The sequence below is a fragment of the Jeotgalicoccus huakuii genome, assembly GCF_036665975.1.
Taxonomy (GTDB): domain Bacteria; phylum Bacillota; class Bacilli; order Staphylococcales; family Salinicoccaceae; genus Jeotgalicoccus; species Jeotgalicoccus marinus.
The window spans coordinates 23073-41954 of record NZ_JAVIYN010000011.1; the positions used below are offsets into that span (position 1 = coordinate 23073).

Annotated in this window: 17 protein-coding genes and 2 riboswitches; of the genes, 5 read left to right on the forward strand and 12 right to left on the reverse strand. The window is 33.5% G+C overall.

Annotated features, from left to right (window positions below; all coding sequences use genetic code 11):
- The first annotated feature begins 152 nt into the window (after nucleotides 1-152).
- Nucleotides 153-632 carry a 23S rRNA (pseudouridine(1915)-N(3))-methyltransferase RlmH gene (gene rlmH, locus V6E76_RS06990; protein WP_026867069.1) on the forward strand — a complete coding sequence of 160 codons (480 nt, stop codon included), beginning with the start codon at nucleotides 153-155 and terminating at the stop codon, nucleotides 630-632.
- 192 nt (nucleotides 633-824) lie between these two features.
- On the opposite strand, the gene V6E76_RS06995 is transcribed toward rlmH, so the two are convergent.
- The 8 genes from V6E76_RS06995 to V6E76_RS07030 all read right to left on the reverse strand — a co-directional run bounded on the left by V6E76_RS06995 (nucleotide 825) and on the right by V6E76_RS07030 (nucleotide 10077).
- A complete protein-coding gene (locus tag V6E76_RS06995) occupies nucleotides 825-1817 on the reverse strand; it encodes a LacI family DNA-binding transcriptional regulator (RefSeq protein ID WP_026867068.1) in 993 nt (330 codons plus the stop codon).
- 51 nt (nucleotides 1818-1868) lie between these two features.
- Nucleotides 1869-2822 (reverse strand): metallophosphoesterase family protein, encoded by a 954-nt coding sequence (locus V6E76_RS07000; RefSeq protein ID WP_026867067.1) that lies wholly within the window; start codon nucleotides 2820-2822, stop codon nucleotides 1869-1871.
- On the reverse strand, nucleotides 2819-3865 hold the full coding sequence (locus V6E76_RS07005) for a hypothetical protein (RefSeq protein ID WP_051220539.1): 1047 nt from the start codon (nucleotides 3863-3865) through the stop codon (nucleotides 2819-2821). Before V6E76_RS07005 ends, V6E76_RS07000 begins: the two co-directional genes overlap by 4 nt.
- Nucleotides 3866-3888: 23 nt before the next feature.
- Nucleotides 3889-5721 (reverse strand): glycoside hydrolase family 97 protein, encoded by a 1833-nt coding sequence (locus V6E76_RS07010; RefSeq protein ID WP_247351673.1) that lies wholly within the window; start codon nucleotides 5719-5721, stop codon nucleotides 3889-3891.
- 34 nt (nucleotides 5722-5755) lie between these two features.
- Nucleotides 5756-6868, reverse strand: coding sequence for an ABC transporter ATP-binding protein (locus tag V6E76_RS07015; RefSeq protein ID WP_026867064.1), 1113 nt, complete (start codon nucleotides 6866-6868; stop codon nucleotides 5756-5758).
- A 29-nt stretch (nucleotides 6869-6897) separates the two neighbouring features.
- Complete coding sequence (locus V6E76_RS07020; RefSeq protein ID WP_247351671.1) at nucleotides 6898-7734, reverse strand: carbohydrate ABC transporter permease; 837 nt, start codon at nucleotides 7732-7734, stop codon at nucleotides 6898-6900.
- 45 nt (nucleotides 7735-7779) lie between these two features.
- Nucleotides 7780-8670 (reverse strand): carbohydrate ABC transporter permease, encoded by an 891-nt coding sequence (locus V6E76_RS07025; RefSeq protein ID WP_026867062.1) that lies wholly within the window; start codon nucleotides 8668-8670, stop codon nucleotides 7780-7782.
- Nucleotides 8671-8748: 78 nt separating this feature from the next.
- On the reverse strand, nucleotides 8749-10077 hold the full coding sequence (locus tag V6E76_RS07030; RefSeq protein WP_051220538.1) for an ABC transporter substrate-binding protein: 1329 nt from the start codon (nucleotides 10075-10077) through the stop codon (nucleotides 8749-8751).
- 291 nt (nucleotides 10078-10368) lie between these two features.
- Here V6E76_RS07030 and V6E76_RS07035 point away from each other — a divergent pair, with 291 nt between their 5' ends.
- Nucleotides 10369-10662 carry a SemiSWEET family sugar transporter gene (locus tag V6E76_RS07035; protein ID WP_026867061.1) on the forward strand — a complete coding sequence of 98 codons (294 nt, stop codon included), beginning with the start codon at nucleotides 10369-10371 and terminating at the stop codon, nucleotides 10660-10662.
- Nucleotides 10663-11351: 689 nt separating this feature from the next.
- Here the strand turns inward: V6E76_RS07035 and V6E76_RS07040 are convergent.
- A complete protein-coding gene (locus V6E76_RS07040) occupies nucleotides 11352-11858 on the reverse strand; it encodes a carboxymuconolactone decarboxylase family protein (RefSeq protein WP_051220537.1) in 507 nt (168 codons plus the stop codon).
- A 117-nt stretch (nucleotides 11859-11975) separates the two neighbouring features.
- On the opposite strand from V6E76_RS07040, the gene V6E76_RS07045 reads away from it, so the two are divergent.
- A complete protein-coding gene (locus V6E76_RS07045; RefSeq protein ID WP_051220536.1) occupies nucleotides 11976-12539 on the forward strand; it encodes a TetR family transcriptional regulator in 564 nt (187 codons plus the stop codon).
- A gap of 235 nt (nucleotides 12540-12774) precedes the next feature.
- Nucleotides 12775-14196: a sodium:solute symporter family protein gene (locus V6E76_RS07050; protein WP_198687204.1), complete on the forward strand. Its 1422-nt coding sequence runs from the start codon at nucleotides 12775-12777 to the stop codon at nucleotides 14194-14196.
- A gap of 132 nt (nucleotides 14197-14328) precedes the next feature.
- Here the strand turns inward: V6E76_RS07050 and V6E76_RS07055 are convergent, their stop codons facing one another.
- The 3 genes from V6E76_RS07055 to V6E76_RS07065 all read right to left on the reverse strand — a co-directional run bounded on the left by V6E76_RS07055 (nucleotide 14329) and on the right by V6E76_RS07065 (nucleotide 17666).
- Nucleotides 14329-14478: a hypothetical protein gene (locus V6E76_RS07055; protein ID WP_169515939.1), complete on the reverse strand. Its 150-nt coding sequence runs from the start codon at nucleotides 14476-14478 to the stop codon at nucleotides 14329-14331.
- Nucleotides 14479-15596: 1118 nt separating this feature from the next.
- Nucleotides 15597-16904 carry an NtaA/DmoA family FMN-dependent monooxygenase gene (locus V6E76_RS07060; protein ID WP_198687203.1) on the reverse strand — a complete coding sequence of 436 codons (1308 nt, stop codon included), beginning with the start codon at nucleotides 16902-16904 and terminating at the stop codon, nucleotides 15597-15599.
- A 12-nt stretch (nucleotides 16905-16916) separates the two neighbouring features.
- Nucleotides 16917-17666, reverse strand: coding sequence for a 3-oxoacyl-ACP reductase (locus V6E76_RS07065; protein WP_026867267.1), 750 nt, complete (start codon nucleotides 17664-17666; stop codon nucleotides 16917-16919).
- A 105-nt stretch (nucleotides 17667-17771) separates the two neighbouring features.
- A riboswitch (TPP riboswitch) is annotated at nucleotides 17772-17874 on the reverse strand.
- A gap of 234 nt (nucleotides 17875-18108) precedes the next feature.
- Nucleotides 18109-18218: riboswitch (TPP riboswitch) on the forward strand.
- Between the two features lie 172 nt (nucleotides 18219-18390).
- On the opposite strand from V6E76_RS07065, the gene V6E76_RS07070 reads away from it, so the two are divergent.
- Nucleotides 18391-18879 carry a thiamine phosphate synthase gene (locus V6E76_RS07070; protein WP_499797734.1) on the forward strand — a complete coding sequence of 163 codons (489 nt, stop codon included), beginning with the start codon at nucleotides 18391-18393 and terminating at the stop codon, nucleotides 18877-18879.
- Nucleotides 18880-18882 lie beyond the last annotated feature (3 nt).

Consider the following 18882-nt stretch of genomic DNA (forward strand, 5'->3'; position numbering starts at 1 on the left):
CCCAAAAAAATGGCTAAAACAAAGGGTTTTTGGTAGAAAAGTTATGCACAGGTTGTGGATAAGTGCTTGATAACTCATAAAATTACAGTGTATATGCGTTATTTTCCACAGTTTTGTATAATAGAAAATAATGATGAAAGATAGGTGAAAACGTGAAGATTACGTTGATTACGGTTGGGAAATTAAAAGAAAAATATTGGGTTGAAGCGGTAAAAGAATACAAAAAACGTATAAGTAAATATGCAAAAATAGATGTGATTGAAGTCGCAGATGAAAAAGAACCGAATAATGCGAGTGAGAAAGATATAGAGCTGATTAAAGATAAAGAAGCAGAGAGAATTTTATCGAAAATAAAAGACAATCAACATGTCGTGACGATGGAGATTAGAGGGAAACAATTTACGAGTGAAGGATTCGCAGAAGAATATCAAAAATGGATGAATGTAGGAAAAAGTGACGTTGTATTTGTGATCGGTGGCAGTAATGGGATTGGTGAATCAGTGAAGAAAAGAAGTAACCAAGAAATCAGCTTCGGTTCCCTCACCTACCCTCACCAGATGATGAAGGTGATGTTGATGGAACAGATATTTAGAGTGAATAAGATATTGAGGAATGAAGCTTATCACCGTTGATGCGTGTTTATTAAAATAGTTACGTACATACAATTTAATCTAAATAATACTTTAGCAAAATAAACATTAAACTTGTTTACTAGATGCTGAATATATGTCTCTTATGTTCCATAGTTTCTTTTTCAACAATTTTAGTTCTTATACACAAACTTTTCATAAAAGAAAAAATAGAGAGTAAGATTAACTTACTCTCTAAATTTGTTTACTACTCTCTCTGATTACTAATTCTGTAGATATATACGTTTTTTTCGATACTTCTCTTCCTGATATTTGCTCTAATAGTAAATCAACCGATGTCTCCCCCATTACTTCTGTATAAACTTTAACAGTGGACAATGTTGGATATACATACTTTGTTACACTAATATCATTAAAACCAATAACACTTACTCGATCAGGTACATCAATTTTTTTCTCAAGTAATGATCTCAAAGCACCGATTGCTAATAGATCATTTCCTGCAAAAAAGGCAGTTGGTAAATTATCTCCCAGTTTTTCAATTGCTTCTTTCATCAGTTTATACCCATGCTCAACAGAATAGTCACCTATGAACATTCTATCTTCATGCATCAATTTTTTTTCAGCTAGATATTCTTTAAAAGCAATTTCTCTCCTATCTTTTAAACTCGCTGAATTATCTGTATATGATTCTCTTCCACCAATGTATCCAATATTGACATGTCCATTTTCAATAAAATGATTTAATACTTTTTTTGTAGCAGTTTTAAAGTCTATTACAACTGAATCATAAATTTCATCATTTGGACTTGAATCTACAAAAACAATATTAGAAGAAATGCTCGATAAAGTTTTGATTTGGTTATCACTGAATTTTCCAACCGCAATAATCCCCTGTAGTTCTTCAGATTTTAAGTTTTCTATTTTATTATAAAATTTTACTAGATGTACATTAAGTAGCTTACTTCTATTTTCTATTCCGTGCCTGATTGATCTATAATAAAGATCATTAAGCTCTTCCTTTTCTGTGTACCACATCAGGACACCTAACTTGATAGTATTATGATTGCGTAGATTTTTCTTCTTATATGATAATTCTTCTGCAGCATCAAGTATTGTTTGTCTAGTCTCCTCACCCACAGATAAAGTAAAATCGTAATTAAGCACACGTGAAACCGTTGCAATTGAAAAACCTGTTTTCTCCGATATGTCTTTTATAGTAGCCAAATTAGATTCCCCACTAACATATGTTTTTAATAAATTACTATATATAAATAATTATAATTTTATATGGTAATCACTTATCTTCTGAGAAATACCTTTCTTTTCAAGATATTCATCCTCTTTCATTTTAAGTGGTTGTCTCCCGTAGATACTTAAAAAATCTTCTTTTAATTCTACTATAGCAAAAAGCGGTTTTCTATACCTTATTATATAAGGGAGAACAGGATGATCTTTTAAATCTTCCTCGTCTATTTCATTTTGTAAAAGTTTATCTCTACCTTGCCAAAAATAAGAAGCACTATTGATTTCTACATAGACTATATTATCTTCAACTTCCATTTTATCAATATGCTTATGCCCGGATAAACATATTACTCTGCTACTCATTTTATTTATTATTTTTTTGAACTTATGAGCATTCGCAATACCTCTCTTTTCATCTTTGAGAGGATTGTGAGATAGTATAATTATTCTTTTATCGGTAACTAAAGCAACATTCTCAAGCCATCGTAACTGTTCATCACTTAATACTGCTTGTTTTTTTTCATTAAAATTATTACCACATTCATAATCTATTTCTTTCGAACTATCAGAAATATAATAATTTGTATCCAAAATTACTAGTCTTACCTCTTTTAAATCTTTATAGTAGAAATTATTGGGAATGTCATAGGATGCAATCGCATCACTTTTTGTATTAAAATCCATATCGTGATTTCCTAAAACATTAATAAGAGGTATTGGTAGCATTGAGAAACTTTCTAAAATTTCATTCGTTCTATCTTTATACTTCAGCGTATCTTCTTCATAAAAAATATTATAATTAACAGGCTGATTTTCGACTTTACAAAGTGAATTAGAAGTCTGTCCGAAATATCCCATATCTCCTAGATTTATTATAAAATCAGGTTGAGATATCACTGATTCACCAATAATATTAGCAACTCTCTCCTTGTAATTATCTATAATCTCTGAGTGAAGGTCTGAAAAAACTATAAATTTAGTCATATTTCCCCCTTACCATAATCAGTCTCAATTTCGAAAATTTTCCCTGTATGTGGATCATAATGAAGTGATTCTTTTAAATATGTTTCATCAATAGATGACTGAGAAATAATCGTCATTTTCCCATCTGATGAGTTGTCATCAACAAAAATATATTTAATTTTATGTCCATTCATGGAAATTGACACTCCACTGCCACTTTTATATGGTGACACTTTGTATACTGTGACTTTATCATTTGTTAAACTATAGCCACCATCATCATCAACTTTTATAAAAAGTTGTTTTTTTCCATACATATCCACAAACCCAAACCATTCATCGACATTATAAGTAGCAGATAATTTCGGCATACAATCGATTGATACTCTATTAGAAACATTTTTTCCTTCTTTGTCTAAATATATATGTGGAGCTTGAGAACCAGCACGATATGGCCATCTCAAAATTAAATGCCAATGTGGAGGGAAGTCTTTATGCATGAAATTATTTGTCTCGAAACCTAAAATAAGGAAGTGCCCTAATTTATTTTCTTCTACTGTCTTAGCTGCACCGGATAGTCTTAATATTTCCCTTGAAGCAGACATATAATGGAGTGCTGCCTTTACTTCAGTTTCAGGGTATTCAGTATACTCACCGATTAATCTATCGGGTTGATTATGTTCTATCCTCATAATTTGGCCTCCTTCACGTAAAAGTGAATGTATTTCCAGTGTATGTGTCCTTTCTGATAATTCACTAATAGTTAGTGAAAATTTAACTTTCTTTCCAAACTCGATAAAGTCTAGATATTGATTATCTATGATTATCTTGTCTATCAAATTTTCTTCGCTCAAACTAACGACTATATCTAAAAGATTAGCGTCATCTAATGGTGGATGGCTAATGAAGAACACATACTCTGATTCAAGCTCGTAAAAGTAAGGTTTATTGTCAATAACTTCACAAGGAAAATCCGCTAATACTTTTATACTTGGCATACCTGTAATTTTCTTTTGGTTTTTAATTATTTTTATACAGGTCTTTATTTGTCGGTCAAAACTCAAAATACTCACCTTCTCACTAAGTTTTATTTTGCTTTGAAGTGTGCAACAAAGCCGCCACCTTCATTAAGAGAAATACTTATTTCACTGGAATTATTACGTTTTTCTTCATTAATTTCATATTTATTATTTTCATTTTTAATGTCTGAATACTCTAATGAGGAATATTCGATATCTTCATCGAGAAAATCTAATCTAAGATTTAACGATTCTTTATTGTCGGAAGAGTTTTGAACTGCAAGGAACCAGTCATCACCTTTTCTTTTAGCGAACACAGATAATTTTCCTATTCCACTTTCCGGTAGTACAATAGTCTCATCCCAAATTGCCGGTACATTTTTCACAAACTCAGCTCCGTCATTCTTCATTATAGTATTTGGACTATCCATGAAGGTAAGTAAATTAGATTGAATAATAACCGTGTTAGCTAACATATGTGTCCATGTTCCATCACCTAATCTGACTGGATCGGTAAAGTTTATAGGTGTAAAATCTGCACCACCTGAGATTAAACGTGTGTATGGTATGATATTAGTATTATTCGTACTTAAATTATATTGCATTCCACGAACTGCTTCTTGTGACAAAAGATTTGGATATGTTCTTGATAATCCTGTAGGTTTATTGGAATTATGGAAAATTGCTAAAAGTTCTAAATCCATACTTGTTTGGAGTAATTCATGATATATGTTAACTGCTTCTGCATGTTCTTGCTCTATATGACCAAATTTAACCCCTGAAATCCCAGTCTCTTTTACTTTTTTTAAGAATTTATCCCTTGTATCTTTTTCATATAAATTGTATTCCAAACCTGGAACATCCTTACCGATAAATATACCGATATCATAATGATTAGCCATATTTACAATCTGTTCTACTTTTAGTAAGGAATCATCTAGAGTCTCTCCCCAGTTAATCCAATCGTTACCTATAACCATGTATTTAATTCCAAGTTCACTAGCATTTTCAAGTACTTCTTTTCCGTCTTCTTCATTTAAATTTCCACTATCATCAACTGCATGAAACCATGTCGCTTTTCCTGGTTCAATCCAATCGTACTTACTTAATTTTCTATTTGGAGGATCAGATACATTTTCTGCAATGTTATTGTTAACCAAACCATTAAGATCATCTGAAATTACTGCTATTCGCCATGGTGATTCTTTTGAATTGGTATCAAACCCATTTCTTTCATTCCAAAAATGAGCCTTTAATGATTTCTCATCTGTTACTCTATAAGCAATTCCTGCATAATCTTTTAAGTTCGCTTCTGATAAAGATACATAACCTTGATTATCTGGTAATTCAAAAGTCGATAAAGCTGTCATAATCTCATTACCATTTAGATCCTTCACTTTTTTACTATTATAGATGTCTTGCATTGTATTATTGTTCATTTGATACCAAGCTAAAGTCTCAGGGTCAAATTTAAATGTTGAATTTTCTTCATTAATCGATTTATTCTGAGTATTAGGATATTCATATTTAAAGGCTATACCGTTATCCCATATTTTCCAGTGTAGAAAATATTCATAGTTATTTTTCTTAAGCTTCAACTTCAAATGATTATGATGATTATGTTCGACATTTGTGTTTCCATGGTTCAAATATTCCTCATTTACTTCTTCAATATCGTATTCAATTAAACTAGCACCATGACCGATATCTCCAATTCCCTCGATATCCACGCCTAGGTCGGAAGGTAGTATTACTTCTTTGTCATTCATTGAAATTGAATACTGTAATTGGTCATCTTTGTTTTTAAAAATATTAACTTGAATTTTTTCTTCTGGACTAGTTAAGCTCATATCTATTCGATTCTTATTAAACAACCAAATCGCTAAGATTAATGTAAACACAGTTATCAATATTAAAGTGACAAAAATGTATTTTTTATTTTTCATCTCCGAAATCAAAACTCTCCAATCTTTCACCATTTTCATAATCAAAAAAGTGTAAGTTATCAGCTTGCAATCCTAGAGAAATTTTTTCATCGATATTAATTTTTACATTTTCTGATACTTTAACAATTAATTCTACACCACAGTTACAGTATAAGATTTGATCTGAGCCATGAAATTCATTTAATCTTATATTAGAGTCTATAACTGTTTCATATTCATCTTCATTATTAGTTATAATATTTAATTTTTCTGGTCGGACACCGATTTTTACATGTTCAATTCTACTATTACTGAATATTTCTCGTTGTTTGTCATTCAGTACTATTTCAAATTCTGTATCCTCTATAAATAATTTACCGCTGATATACTCTGCATCAACAATATTCATTGGAGGCGAACCGATGAAATCTGCTACAAATGTGTTAGCGGGTTTGTGATACACTTCCCTAGGCGATCCAATCTGTTGAATCTCACCTTTGTTCATTATTACAATTCTGTCTGCCATAGTCATTGCCTCTACTTGGTCATGAGTAACATAAATTGTTGTGGTCTTTAGTCTTTTATGTAATTCTATGATTTCTGCTCGCATGACTACTCTTAACTTGGCATCAAGATTAGATAGTGGCTCATCCATAAGAAATATATCTGAATCCCTGACAATGGCTCTACCTAAGGCTACTCTTTGTCTTTGTCCACCGGAAAGTTCACCCGGTTTTTTATCTAAATAATTAGATAATCCTAATATAGACGCTGCTTCTGTGACTTTACTCTCTCTATCTTTCTTAGGTATTTTTCTTACCTTTAACCCATAACTAATGTTTTCTTCAACAGTCAGGTGAGGATAAAGTGCATAGTTTTGAAATACCATTGCAATGTTTCTGTCTTTAGGTTCAAGTTTATTGACTTTTTTATCGTTAAAAAGTAAATCTCCACTGCTTATTTCCTCTAATCCAGCAATCATTCTCAATGTTGTAGATTTACCACACCCAGAGGGGCCAACTAAAGCGATAAATTCTTCACTGTTTATATCTAAATTAAATTTCTGTACAGCATAAGCATCTCCATATGTTTTAAAAATATTTTCTAATTTAATATTTGTCATTCTTATTTCTCCTTAGTAAATACAAGTAATTATCCTTTAACGCCATTTTGTTCTACACCTTGCAATAGCCTATTGGCTAAGAAGAAGTACAGAATAATAGTTGGTGAAGCTGCTAGTACAACAGCCGCAAACATTCCACTGTAATTTCCAGTAGTTATCATTGAAGTAATAGTCGTTTCTAACCAGACCCCGACCGGTCGCATACCTGGAGTATTTGCAAAAATTAATGGTAAAAAATACGCATTCCATTTTCCTATTAAATTAAAAATTGTAATTGTAATTATTGCTGGCTTAGCCATGGGAAACATGATTTCCCAAAAAGTTCTTAGCGGACCTGCACCATCTATAGCTGCTGATTCTTCATAACTATATGATAAATTTTTATAATATGCGGTTAAGAAATATACATCAAATGGTATTGAGTTTGCTGTAAACAATAGAATGATAACCAGTCTAGAGTCATGAACACCTAGAGAACTAAAATGGAAAAATAATGGCATCGTAATCATTATTCCAGGTACTGAAAGTGCTATGACCATTAATTGTTGAGTCAACTTATTACCTTTAAATTCAAATCTTGCTAAAACGTAAGCTGCTGGTGCGCAGATAATAATAAGTAATAATGAACTAGGTACTGTATAAATTAAAGTGTTAAAGATTGTTAAAAGTCCATTACTGTTAAAGAGTATTTGACGATAACTATCTAAATTAAGTCCATCTTGAAATAGGTTACCTGTGAAAATACCACGAGTTGAAGAAAAGGAAGCGAATAGTATCCAACCCAACATGTATGCCATAAATACTGTAAAAGCAATCAGTATAATATAAGCAGGAGTCAATTTGAGTTGGTTTTTATTAAACGACATTCTTGATAATCTTGCTTTTATATTTTTCATAAAATCCCTCAGCATTTAATATTCGTAATCTGACTTTTTAATAATATAATTCGATAGAATAAAGAAGAATATTCCAACTAGTGACATCATTACACCTGAAGCCGCACCCATACCAACATTAGTTTCAGGATTTATTTCTGTACCGAATATTTGATTGTAAGTAAAAAGCATCGGCGTAATTGTAGAAATATGACTAAATACACGTGCGAAAGCAAAGAACCCAATTGTTGATGTCGTAAATAATACTGCAGTAGTTCGAATAACATCCTTTATTAAAGGTAACGTAATTTTAAAGAACTGATAGATACTATTTTGACCTTCAATTCTTGCTACATTATAAAAGTCTTCAGGAATTCGAGTCATTGCGGATAAGTACATTAATGTGTACTGACCTATAGCCCCAAATACAGCAGCAATGATCATAGAAATTAACAACATATCAGGTGAGGTCCATTCAATATTAGAAAGACTCTCTAATCCTATTACCGAGAAGAATGAGTTTATTAAACCAAATTGACTATTAAATACATAAAGTAACCAAGCGTATCCAATAGCAATTACGGATATAACTTCTGGTAAATATATAATAGAAGTGAAGAATTTACGTCCAAAAATTTTAGTGCTTAAAATTGCTGCAAAAACAAGCGCAATACCTAGTGTAAAGAAACCAGTTATAGCCCAAATCTTTATTATATTTACCATTGATATTCTAAATGTTGGATTACTAAATAAATCTATGTAGTTTTGCATACCAACAAAGCTCCATTCATTTGTTGGAGAAGTTATTGTATTTACATTGAAAAAGCTCATTATTACAGTTCTCACTACTGGATAAAGTATAAACAAACCAAACAATATTAATGCTGGGGCTAAAAACATGAATATCGTTTTCTTCTTCATTACCATAATTTAACACCTTCAATTTTAATCAAGGGATTGCCTGATCTAGGCAACCCCTTGTGTGATTTTCAAAAAGTATATTAACTAATTTGAATCCTGGATTTCTGCAATAAATTCTTCAGCAGTTGATTCTCCTGAAATTAAGTTGATGAAAGCTGAGCGAATTATTTGTGAATTATCTGAGTTAGTTGCGATTGCTGTTTGAGAAACATAGTTACCTTCTGTATTTTCAAAAATCTCAGCCATATCTGTTAAAGCTTCTGGGTTTTCGTTATTTGTATCAATTGGTAATGCTTTAGCTTGATCTACCATTTGTTGGTCCCATTCACCTGTGTTGACAAAAACAGCAAAATTGAAGGCTGCTTCAGCTTCTTCATTTGTATTATCTTGATTTACACCTATACCATATGAACTATACGCAGTATGTGTATTATCATTAACTCCGCCTTCAACTGTAGGGAATTGGAATTGCCCCCACTCGAAGTCTTCGCTCACTGTATCTTGTACCTCCCCAGGCATCCATGTTCCATTAAGATACATAGCTATATTTTCATCAATAACAAATTCTTGTTGAGCTTGTGGGAATTGTACTGTTGAAACATTATCCGCATAGAAACCTTTATCTGCTAATTCTTCAATAGCTTTGGCTGCTTCTAAAACCGCTGGATCGCTCCACATTTCATAAGTTTCGTCCTCAACTAAATCGAATACCCAATCTTCTCCCTTGAGACTTGATAGGTAATACCCGAAAATCCCTGTAGAGTAATTAGGGTCTGTTGTTAAAGGCGTATATCCTGCTTCAATAATTTTTTCGCCGGCTGCAACAAACTCTTCCCATGTTTGTGGAACTTCATTAACACCAGCCTCATCAAAAATTGACTTGTTATACATGAATACAAAAGCTTGTGGATTCATAGGTACATAGAATAATTCGTCTTCTCCTAAATCTCTAGCGAGATCGATCATTGGCTGTGAAATGTAATCCTTTAGAGGTGTATCTTCTGTAGTTGGATATGACTCTTCAAAAAATTCATTTAAGTTCATGTTCGAGTTTGAAAAGCGATTGATAATATTAACTGCATTGGCATCATACATATGTATGTCTCTTCCACTTTGAATGGCTGTTGGTAATAATTCAGAGTTGTCTCTACCATTGAAAGTAAATTCTATTGAAACACCTGGGTTTTCTTCCATAAACGCATCTGCTGCATCAAGCAATACTCTAGCTTGTGGCTCACTTTCATTATAGCTAGACCAATATTGTAGGTCCGCTGATAAATCACTTTCTGAGCCTGCCCCGTCACCACTTGCCGTTTCTTCATCAGTTGATGAATCATTACTACAGGCTACGAGAACAAAAATCATTAACATCAATGAACTAAATAATAATAAATTACTGCTTTTTTTATTCATTTTATTCCTCCTGAAATTTTTATCACTCTTATGTGACAGTGTCATTATAAAATCCTTTTATTAAGCAATAGTTAACTTCAAGTAAAAATAAGTAAAAAAATTAGTAAAATAAAATTTTTAAATAGTAATTTAGCTCAATTTAAACGGTTAATAGATAAATTTAAATAGAAAAATAACAATATAATGTAAAAAAACTATATATTTATGATTTTTATAGTAAAAACTTTACTAAAATATTTATTTGTATTATCTTATTATAGAATAATTATAAAAATAAAAAGGAGAGGAAAAATGTCAATTACACTTTTGGGTATACTAGCGGGCGTTTTAACTAGCTCTGCATTTATCCCACAAGCATTTAAAGTTATTAAAACCCAAAGAACACAGGATATCTCTATACCTATGTATAGTCTTTCAACGACTGGTGTGCTTGTATGGGTTATTTACGGAATATTAATAGGTGATTTAGCGATATTCTTGACAAATGTTGTTACTTTTATTCCCGCAGTTATCATTTTAATTGTATCTATAAGAAATTACCGTGTAGAAAAAAGTGAGAAGAAGATAGTTGTAGAAAATTTATAGTTATATAAACTGTTTGATATTCTTTTTGTATTGCATCTTATTGGTTAAAAAAGCTCATCCAAAAAAGTCGTCAAAAAATAACTAAACGATTATGCCTTAAATAAAGAAAACAGCTACAATAAAAAGAGATAATATCATACTTGGCTGGGAAGATCTTAATATACCATAACCTGAGTATGTGTAATAATAAGAGACGATCTGAGATTGCGATAAGCAACACGAAAAAATGTGATGCACTACCAAAAAGTGAACTTTTAGATTTAGTCTGATTTTAAGGTGTGTTTCCTGAAATGCTCAAAGGGGGACATGCCTATTAATTTTGTCTCGTTTCTAGACTTATTTAATAATTAATGTACTCACTGAATACATAAACTACTGCTAGTGATTGTATCTTCCATAATAAGTTGAGGAAGGGATGAAGTGAGAAATTAATAATATTTACAAAAAGGCCGCATAGAAAAACGATACGCCGAAGCTTATCACCGTTGATGCGTGTTAATTATAATTTATGGTTAATGAATATAGACCTAATATCTGATTGATATTAGGTCTTTTTTTATATTTACAATTTATTAGCCATTAATTCTGCTTGTTCGACTACATTATCCACTGTAATTTTTTAAAGTTTAGGTGAGTATTCATTACTTGAACAATCATAATAAATAAAAAGATTTGTATAAGTACTAAGTTTAGTCAGTTGGTATATCTTTGCCTGTATTACCTGAACTAATCGAAATACGATTCCAGGTATTCACTTGATTTATGAGCAAAACAAAATCAATATATTCTTTTTCTGACAAGTACTTTCTTACATCTAGGTACTCTGTATCAGAAATTCTATTTTCTGAAATTATAGTTACTTTTTTTGCAAAGTTTAAAAGTGTTTTTTCTTTCTCACTAAATAATTTATTATCCGTATTTAGTTTCAAAATACAGTCAATACGATTCTGATCAATTTTCTTCTTAGTAGCTTCTTTATAATGCATCTCAATACAATATGAGCAACCATTTAAAAGAGAAATATACAGTTTTACTAATGGTATAAATTTTCTATCTAACTTAATTTTATTTACATATCTTTCCTGTTGGATGACATTCTCCATACCGTCAGGGGCTACCTTAAAGTAATTAATTCTATTCTTTAAGTTCATTAAACTACCGACTTTTATAGTACCTTTGGATAAAATCTTCCCCATTCTCCCACTCCTAACTGCAACACTTGTTGAACTTTTGACTATAGAGTATATTTAAATTAATTGTATTTCAATACTTTGCCTTGAAGTTCAACATAATTTGATTTTTGTTGCTAGGAGATGAATAAAATAAAGTATTCTAACAATCCATCAGTTAAAAACTCTCAGCTATGGCTTTATGAAAGTTTAATTGAACTTATGAAAGATCAATCTTTTGAGAAAATAACAATTTCTGAAATAACAAAAAACGCAGATCTAGATAGAACAACATTCTACAGAAATTATAATTCAAAACTAGATATTCTCAATTACGGAATAAATTTAATAAAAACAAAGTATGTAAATAGATTGAAGTATGCAAATAAGTTAAATATGAAATATTTATCTAGGGAATTCTTTTCAATTTGTTTAGAAGAAATTGAGTTTCTGAAATTAATTAACCTACATAACTTAACCCCATTCTTATTACTTCAATTCAATCAGTTATTACCTGATATACATTTAGAAGTTAAAGAAAAGTTTAATTTTCGAATAGAAGATACTCATATGGTATATGCTTTATATTACAATACAGGAGGATTTTTAAATATTTTAATGAAGTGGATTGAAGATGGTTGTGATGCATCTATTGACGAACTAGTCGCAAGCTTCTTAGAAATTTGTAGATTTAATATATCAGATTGAGTGATATCATAAGTAAAACCATATCAGGGACTGGTACTCCTGAGAAATTGTTATTCATCAGTCTCAATTTGAATGATTTTAGTGAGTTCTTACTTGCTTAAACTTTTCAGTCATTTAATGTTTCCTGTGGCAGTATGGATGATTCAGGTTAAGATATGATATTATTAAAAAGATGCTTTAGCAGCATAATTCATTACACCCATGACAATTCAAAATTAAGGAAGAGAGTGGTTATTTGTTTGATGAAAATGAGAGAATCATCTTATCAGTCATTGTTTTTGTGTACTTCATATTATTGATTTTGCTGGCTCTGTATATCAACCGAAAGACGAAAACATATGAGGATTATAATGTTGCCGGCAGAACTGTTTCATTCTTCCCTTTAATCCTGACATTTATCGGCACCGGCGTCGGGGGATCGACCTTGCTCGGCTACATGGAGAATGGTTACAGCCTCGGGATGGGCCAGCAGTGGATACATATTACTATGTTTATGTGCGTCATCATTTTTGCATTGTTTGTCCTCAATCGTGTCCGAAGTCTTGGAGAGACTTATAAGATGGTCACAATCGGTGACTATACCGCACTGCGTTATGGTGAGAAGACGCGCATACCGACAGTCATCAGTATACTATTTTCATATTGTGCGATGACCGGTATGCAGTTTGTCGCCATCGCGACGATATTGAACGTGACTCTCGACCTGGATGTTACGCTTGGAATTATCATCGGCTGGGTACTGCTCACGCTTAAAACTTATTTCGGCGGACTGAAGACCGTCATATGGCAGGATACTTTCCATGGAATTATTCTTGTGCTCGGTGTTGTCCTGCTGTTTGCATCAGTATTGATAGCTGCAGGAGGCTGGGGTTCGATTGCGGACCGGGCCGCATCTGCCGGTGAAGGCGATATGCTCAGCGTGATGAATATTACACCGGGTGAGATAATGATTTATCTTCTCACGCTTGCAGTCTTCCAATTTGTCAGGCAGGATCTCTGGCAGCGGGTCTGGGCAGCCGACAGTATAAAAATAGCAGGCAGCGGATATATTATTTCCATGATCGTCGCGGTAACGATCGGTGCGGTTGCTGTCGCCATCGGCGTACTCAGCCGCTACGGCCTCGAGCTTGGAAATATTGATCCAGTTCTCGTCTATTACGGAGTCGTAGGTGAAGTATTCCCTTTTCCGCTGGTCGTCTTTATGATTGTCCTGCTGCTCGCAGCCGTCATATCCAGTGCGGACTCTTTCCTTCTGGCAGGGTCGTCTTCGCTCGTCAATGATATCATCAGACCGAACTTTTCACACCACGGTGATAAAATGATGCTGTTATGGAGCAGGTTGTCGGTATTGATTATATCCGTCATTGCGCTTGTGCTGGCACTTACCATTCCTGGAATTGTCAATCTGATGGTGACCGGCACGGCGATGACAGTCTCAGGTTTGTTTGCACCGGTAATCTTAGGCATGTTCTGGAAAAAGGTGACGACGGCTGCTGGTCTTGCTTCCATGTGGAGCGGACTGATTATCGCCGTCCTCTGGCAGATTGCAGGACATCCTTTCGGTTTGCATCCCATCTTCATCGGGCTGCCGGTGTCTGTGATTATACTGCTTGCAGTGACATTCATCACAAATGGTAAAGAAACAGCCAAAGCATAAAAATTAAATGCAATCAAAATAGCAATATCATTAATTGATAGACAAAGGGTTCAGTGTTTGAGATCATCATCTCGAACACTGAACCCTGTTTTTAATCACCTGTGTCTGTTCCTTGCTGTAATTTTTAGATGGTTATTTACTCTCCTTACGTTTACTTCGCCAGTAACCGTAAGAAATCCAAATGGCTGCGAGCGTCGTCATCCAGGCTGTAACCAGGATGATGTCGTTAAAGATAGACTGATGGGCTGCTTTTTTAGCGAAAAACATTCTGGGTCGGTTCATAGTGACCAATCGTTTCACGTGTTCGTCCATATTCATGACGACCAGATGAAATTTTATGCTGTTTTGTGGTTATCTCACAAAGATAATCAATATAATGGTAAAATTTTCGAAGTGGCAGCAGGAAGAGTCGCTGAGAACTTCTTTGGTTCTAACTAAGGCTACTGGGATAAAGATCTTACAGTAGAAAAATTATTTGAAAATGAAGAAGCTATTCTAAATCAAGATGGATATAAGAGTTTAGAAAATACTGTTGATTTATCGAAATGAATGACTGAATATAACACGGGCTGGTAGTATATATACGAAGATACCAAGGTTTGAAAATTACATTTAAAGTCGTTAGACTACATTAATTTAGAAGGATTATTCTGAAAACCCAAAGTGACATTCAATCAAATTGTTAAACGTCCGCATCGAAAAATGATAAGCCGAAGTGTATCATAAGTAATCCAGGAACTAGATTTGATTAGGACAAGAAAACTTGTTATATACTCACCGCCCTAAATTGTTAGAATGGTGAGTTAAGTATCAAGACACAATGAAATTTCTCAAATTATAAGTCTTTAAATTTTATCTTATCACTTTCTCTATTTTTATTTATCAAATCCTCTATATATAATCCCATAAGTACTACAACTTGAAATAGGATTAAACTAGCACCAAAAGTGAGTGACACTAAATGGTATAGATAGGGCTGTAGAAGCTATCAAAATAAGGCTTGGTAAATCCATTTATTCATCTGTTTGTTTTTAACAAAATAAACTTCTAAATGGCCGAAAGATATACCTATTAATAAATATACTATTATATAATTATTCACTTTCTGAACCCTGATTTCTTTTTTGACATTGGAATGAATAATTAAATTTTCTCTGTCTGCAGAAAAATGATTTATATAAGCGAAAACCTGAGTCTCAGCTGTTAATGTTTTTTTGTGAGTTTTGACTTCATCCTCGCTTACCGGGATATTAATAAGCAATTCAGCCCTTATAACCTTCGTACTTGGGGATCGGGGACATAAGTTCTCAAAAGTTATTATTTTTTCTGGAGATATTTATGTCCCAGCCTCAATATGAAAACACAACGTAAAATTGAGATGTACCTATGAATCATTCAGCTTAATACTTATCGAGTTCCAGCATTTCTCTAAACGTTTCACCGTTATAATCTCTTCTAAAAATGCCGCGTTTTTGCATTTCCGGAATGACTAAGTCGACAAAGTCTTCAAGACTTCCTGGGAGTGTTGGAGGCATCAAGTTAAATCCATCTGCGGCACCTTCATTCATCCATCTTTCTAATTCATCGACAATTTCTTCAGGCGTGCCAATGAGTGTTAAATGTCCACCTCCAGCGTTGAGATAACCGAGTAGTTCTCTGACTGTGGGATTTCTGTCTTCTATAATTTCTAAAACAGTTTGATAACGTCCAACAGGTCCTTTGAATTCTTCGACTGGCGGCAATTTTGGTACTTTTTCGTCGAGTTTCCATGATTTTGTATCTTGCTGAATAAAGAATTCGAGCTGATTAAGTGCAGTATCAATTGGAAGTAGGTTGTCTAATTTTGCTTTCTTTTCTTGCGCTTCTTCTCTTGTTTTACCCACGTAAGTCACTAGTCCCGGAAATACTTTGATATAGTTGTCTGGACGACGGCTTTCTTTTATGGCTTGATTTAATTTTTCACGATAAATATTTGCTTGTCTTAAATTCCAAGAAACTGAATAGACAGCATCAGCATATTTCGCAGCCAGTGCAACACCTTCTTTTGAAGCCCCGGCTTGCATAGCCACTGGTTTACCCTCTTTTCTTAAAGGTAAAGTTAGCGGACCTTTAACTTGGAAGTTTTCACCATTGTGATTGAATGGCTGAATATTCTTATTTTTAGTAATTGTGTTATTTTCTTTATCTGGCTTGTAGCTTTCAATTGACCACGATTCAAATAATTTATTCATGACTTCAGCAAATTCATCCGCTTTCTTATAACGAACGGCTCTCTCAGGCAATTCAGGTATACTGTGGTTTTGTGCTTCGCGGTCGGTCATTGATGTCACCAGATTCCATCCCATGCGTCCTTTTGTTATGTGTTGCAGTGTGAGTAACTGTCTTGCTGTGGTAAATGGGTTATTAAATGTACCTGAAATAGTTGAAACAAGTCCAACGTTATCTGTGACTTTACTCATAGCAGTTAATGCAATCATTGGGTCAAAATAACTCGCTGGTAATTCTGTTGGACTATCTGCGGGGAAGGCTTGTGAATCTGCGAAAAATACGGCATCAAATTTTCCGCGTTCTGCAATTTTTGCCAGATTTTCATAATATTCAATTGTCGTGAATTCATTGACACTCGAATCGTCTTCTAACCATGCTGCCTGATGGTGACCCACACCATACAATAAAATTCCTATATTTAACTGTTTAGAATTATTCATAATATATACCGCCTAGTTCATAGTAAGTCCGCCGTCTACCGTGATGTTTTGCCCTGTAACCCCATCTGCTGCCTCAGAACAAAGATAAACAACCATATTAGCAACGTCTTGTGGGGTTGTTACTTTTCTCAATGGTGTGGACTGTGCGATTAAATCAAATACTTCTGGTGTTGTGACTGCACTTGCGTCTGTTGTTTTCAGTAAACCGCCAGAAACAACATTTGCTCGGATACCATATTGTCCAAGTTCTGCTGCAACGTTTCTGGTGAACCCAATTAAAGCAGCTTTTGCAGTGGTGTACTCGTGATATGGTACTACAGGATTTTGATATAGATTAGTTCCAATACTAATAATTGCACCGTCTTTACGTTCTAAAAACTGTGGTATTACACTTTGTGATACGTTGAATGCAGCTTTTAGTGTCCCGTCTAACTGTTGCTCGTAATCTTTATAAGTCAAATCTTTGAATGATTTTTGAGCGGTTGGATCAAATTTAAAGTTAACGAGTGCATTGTTTACAACAACATCAATCTGTCCGAAATGTTCAGTTCCTTTTTTAACTAACTGCTCAACTGCTTCACGGTCTGTAATGTCCGCTTGAATCGCAATGGCTTGTGCTCCAATTTCGTTTTTTAACTTCTCTGATTCTTCTTTACTGTTGTTGTAGTTAATTATGACATTAAAACCTTTTTCACTTAGTGCTTTTACGATATAGCTACCAAGTCCTCTTCCACTTCCCGTTACTAAAACTGTCCTTGTCAAATAAATCACTCCTATAATTTTTTAGAATAAAAAAATACGCAGCCTTCATAGGAAAGTTACGTACCGAGAGTAAATTATATGCCCGCAAAGACATAGATATACAACTGTATCGATGTAACACTTTCCTACGCCAGTTTTAACTGGATCAGGTTCAAAGGGTCTGAGGTTACCCTCATCTCAGTTTATAAAAACGCCCCTAGTGCGAATCTATTCTATTTAACATCATTGTATTACTTTACGAAGATACGTCAAGTAAATCACAAATTATGTGAATTGGAACAAACACAATTCAAATTCAATTCTGTAACTGTACTGCTATCTAGTTCTTATATGATTGAGTAAATGTTAAAAGATAGTTATCAGTATAATTAAAATATAATTTTATTTGCAATATTTAACTTTTTAGAGTAACTTGAAGTTATTGATTGGAAAATTAAATAGTTAAGACCACTGGAAGTGTCTTTGAAAAAGGCTGAGATTAAAGTGTAGACTTTGGGATTCCGGGAACCTGATACAGTTCATACTGGCGTAGGAAAGTGGCGAAAGTAATATGTGTTGATGCATACTTGCGCTGTTTTTCTATATAGAAAAACAGCGCTTTTTTATATTAAGGGGTGACATAATGCTTATTGCAATTACACATTTTAAGATATTAATTTCCAAGGACATTGTTCATTTCAATACGATTTCATCCTGTATCGATTATCTTTTACTTCGTACACCCATGTCCGACAACGAGTTATCATCTTTCCTTTGTCAGCTTATTCAATCAGGTTTCCCTAAAGAAAAAATCATCATTCATACTTCGACTAAATTGCTGGAATCTTTTCGTTTAACTGCCATCCACTTTAGAGAAAACGATCCAACTGCATTAACGTATAAAAAAGAACATCCGGATATTTCAGTCAGCATGTCTGCTCATTCACCTGAATCTGTCAAGAAAGCACAGGACAATCATCTCGACTTTGTATTATACGGCCATATATTTGAATCGAGTTCAAAGAAATTTTTGCCACCGCGTACACATCAAGAAGTACGTGATGCACTGTCTTATGATATTCCTGTGATAGCACTTGGCGGTATCAATTTAACAACTATCAATCAATTACCGGCAGGATTCAGTGGTATCTCGGCAATTTCTGCATTTATGGATGCTTCACCCAATCAAATCACCAGGTTAAAAGAAAAAGGTCAAATATTAAATTTGATGTAAGCA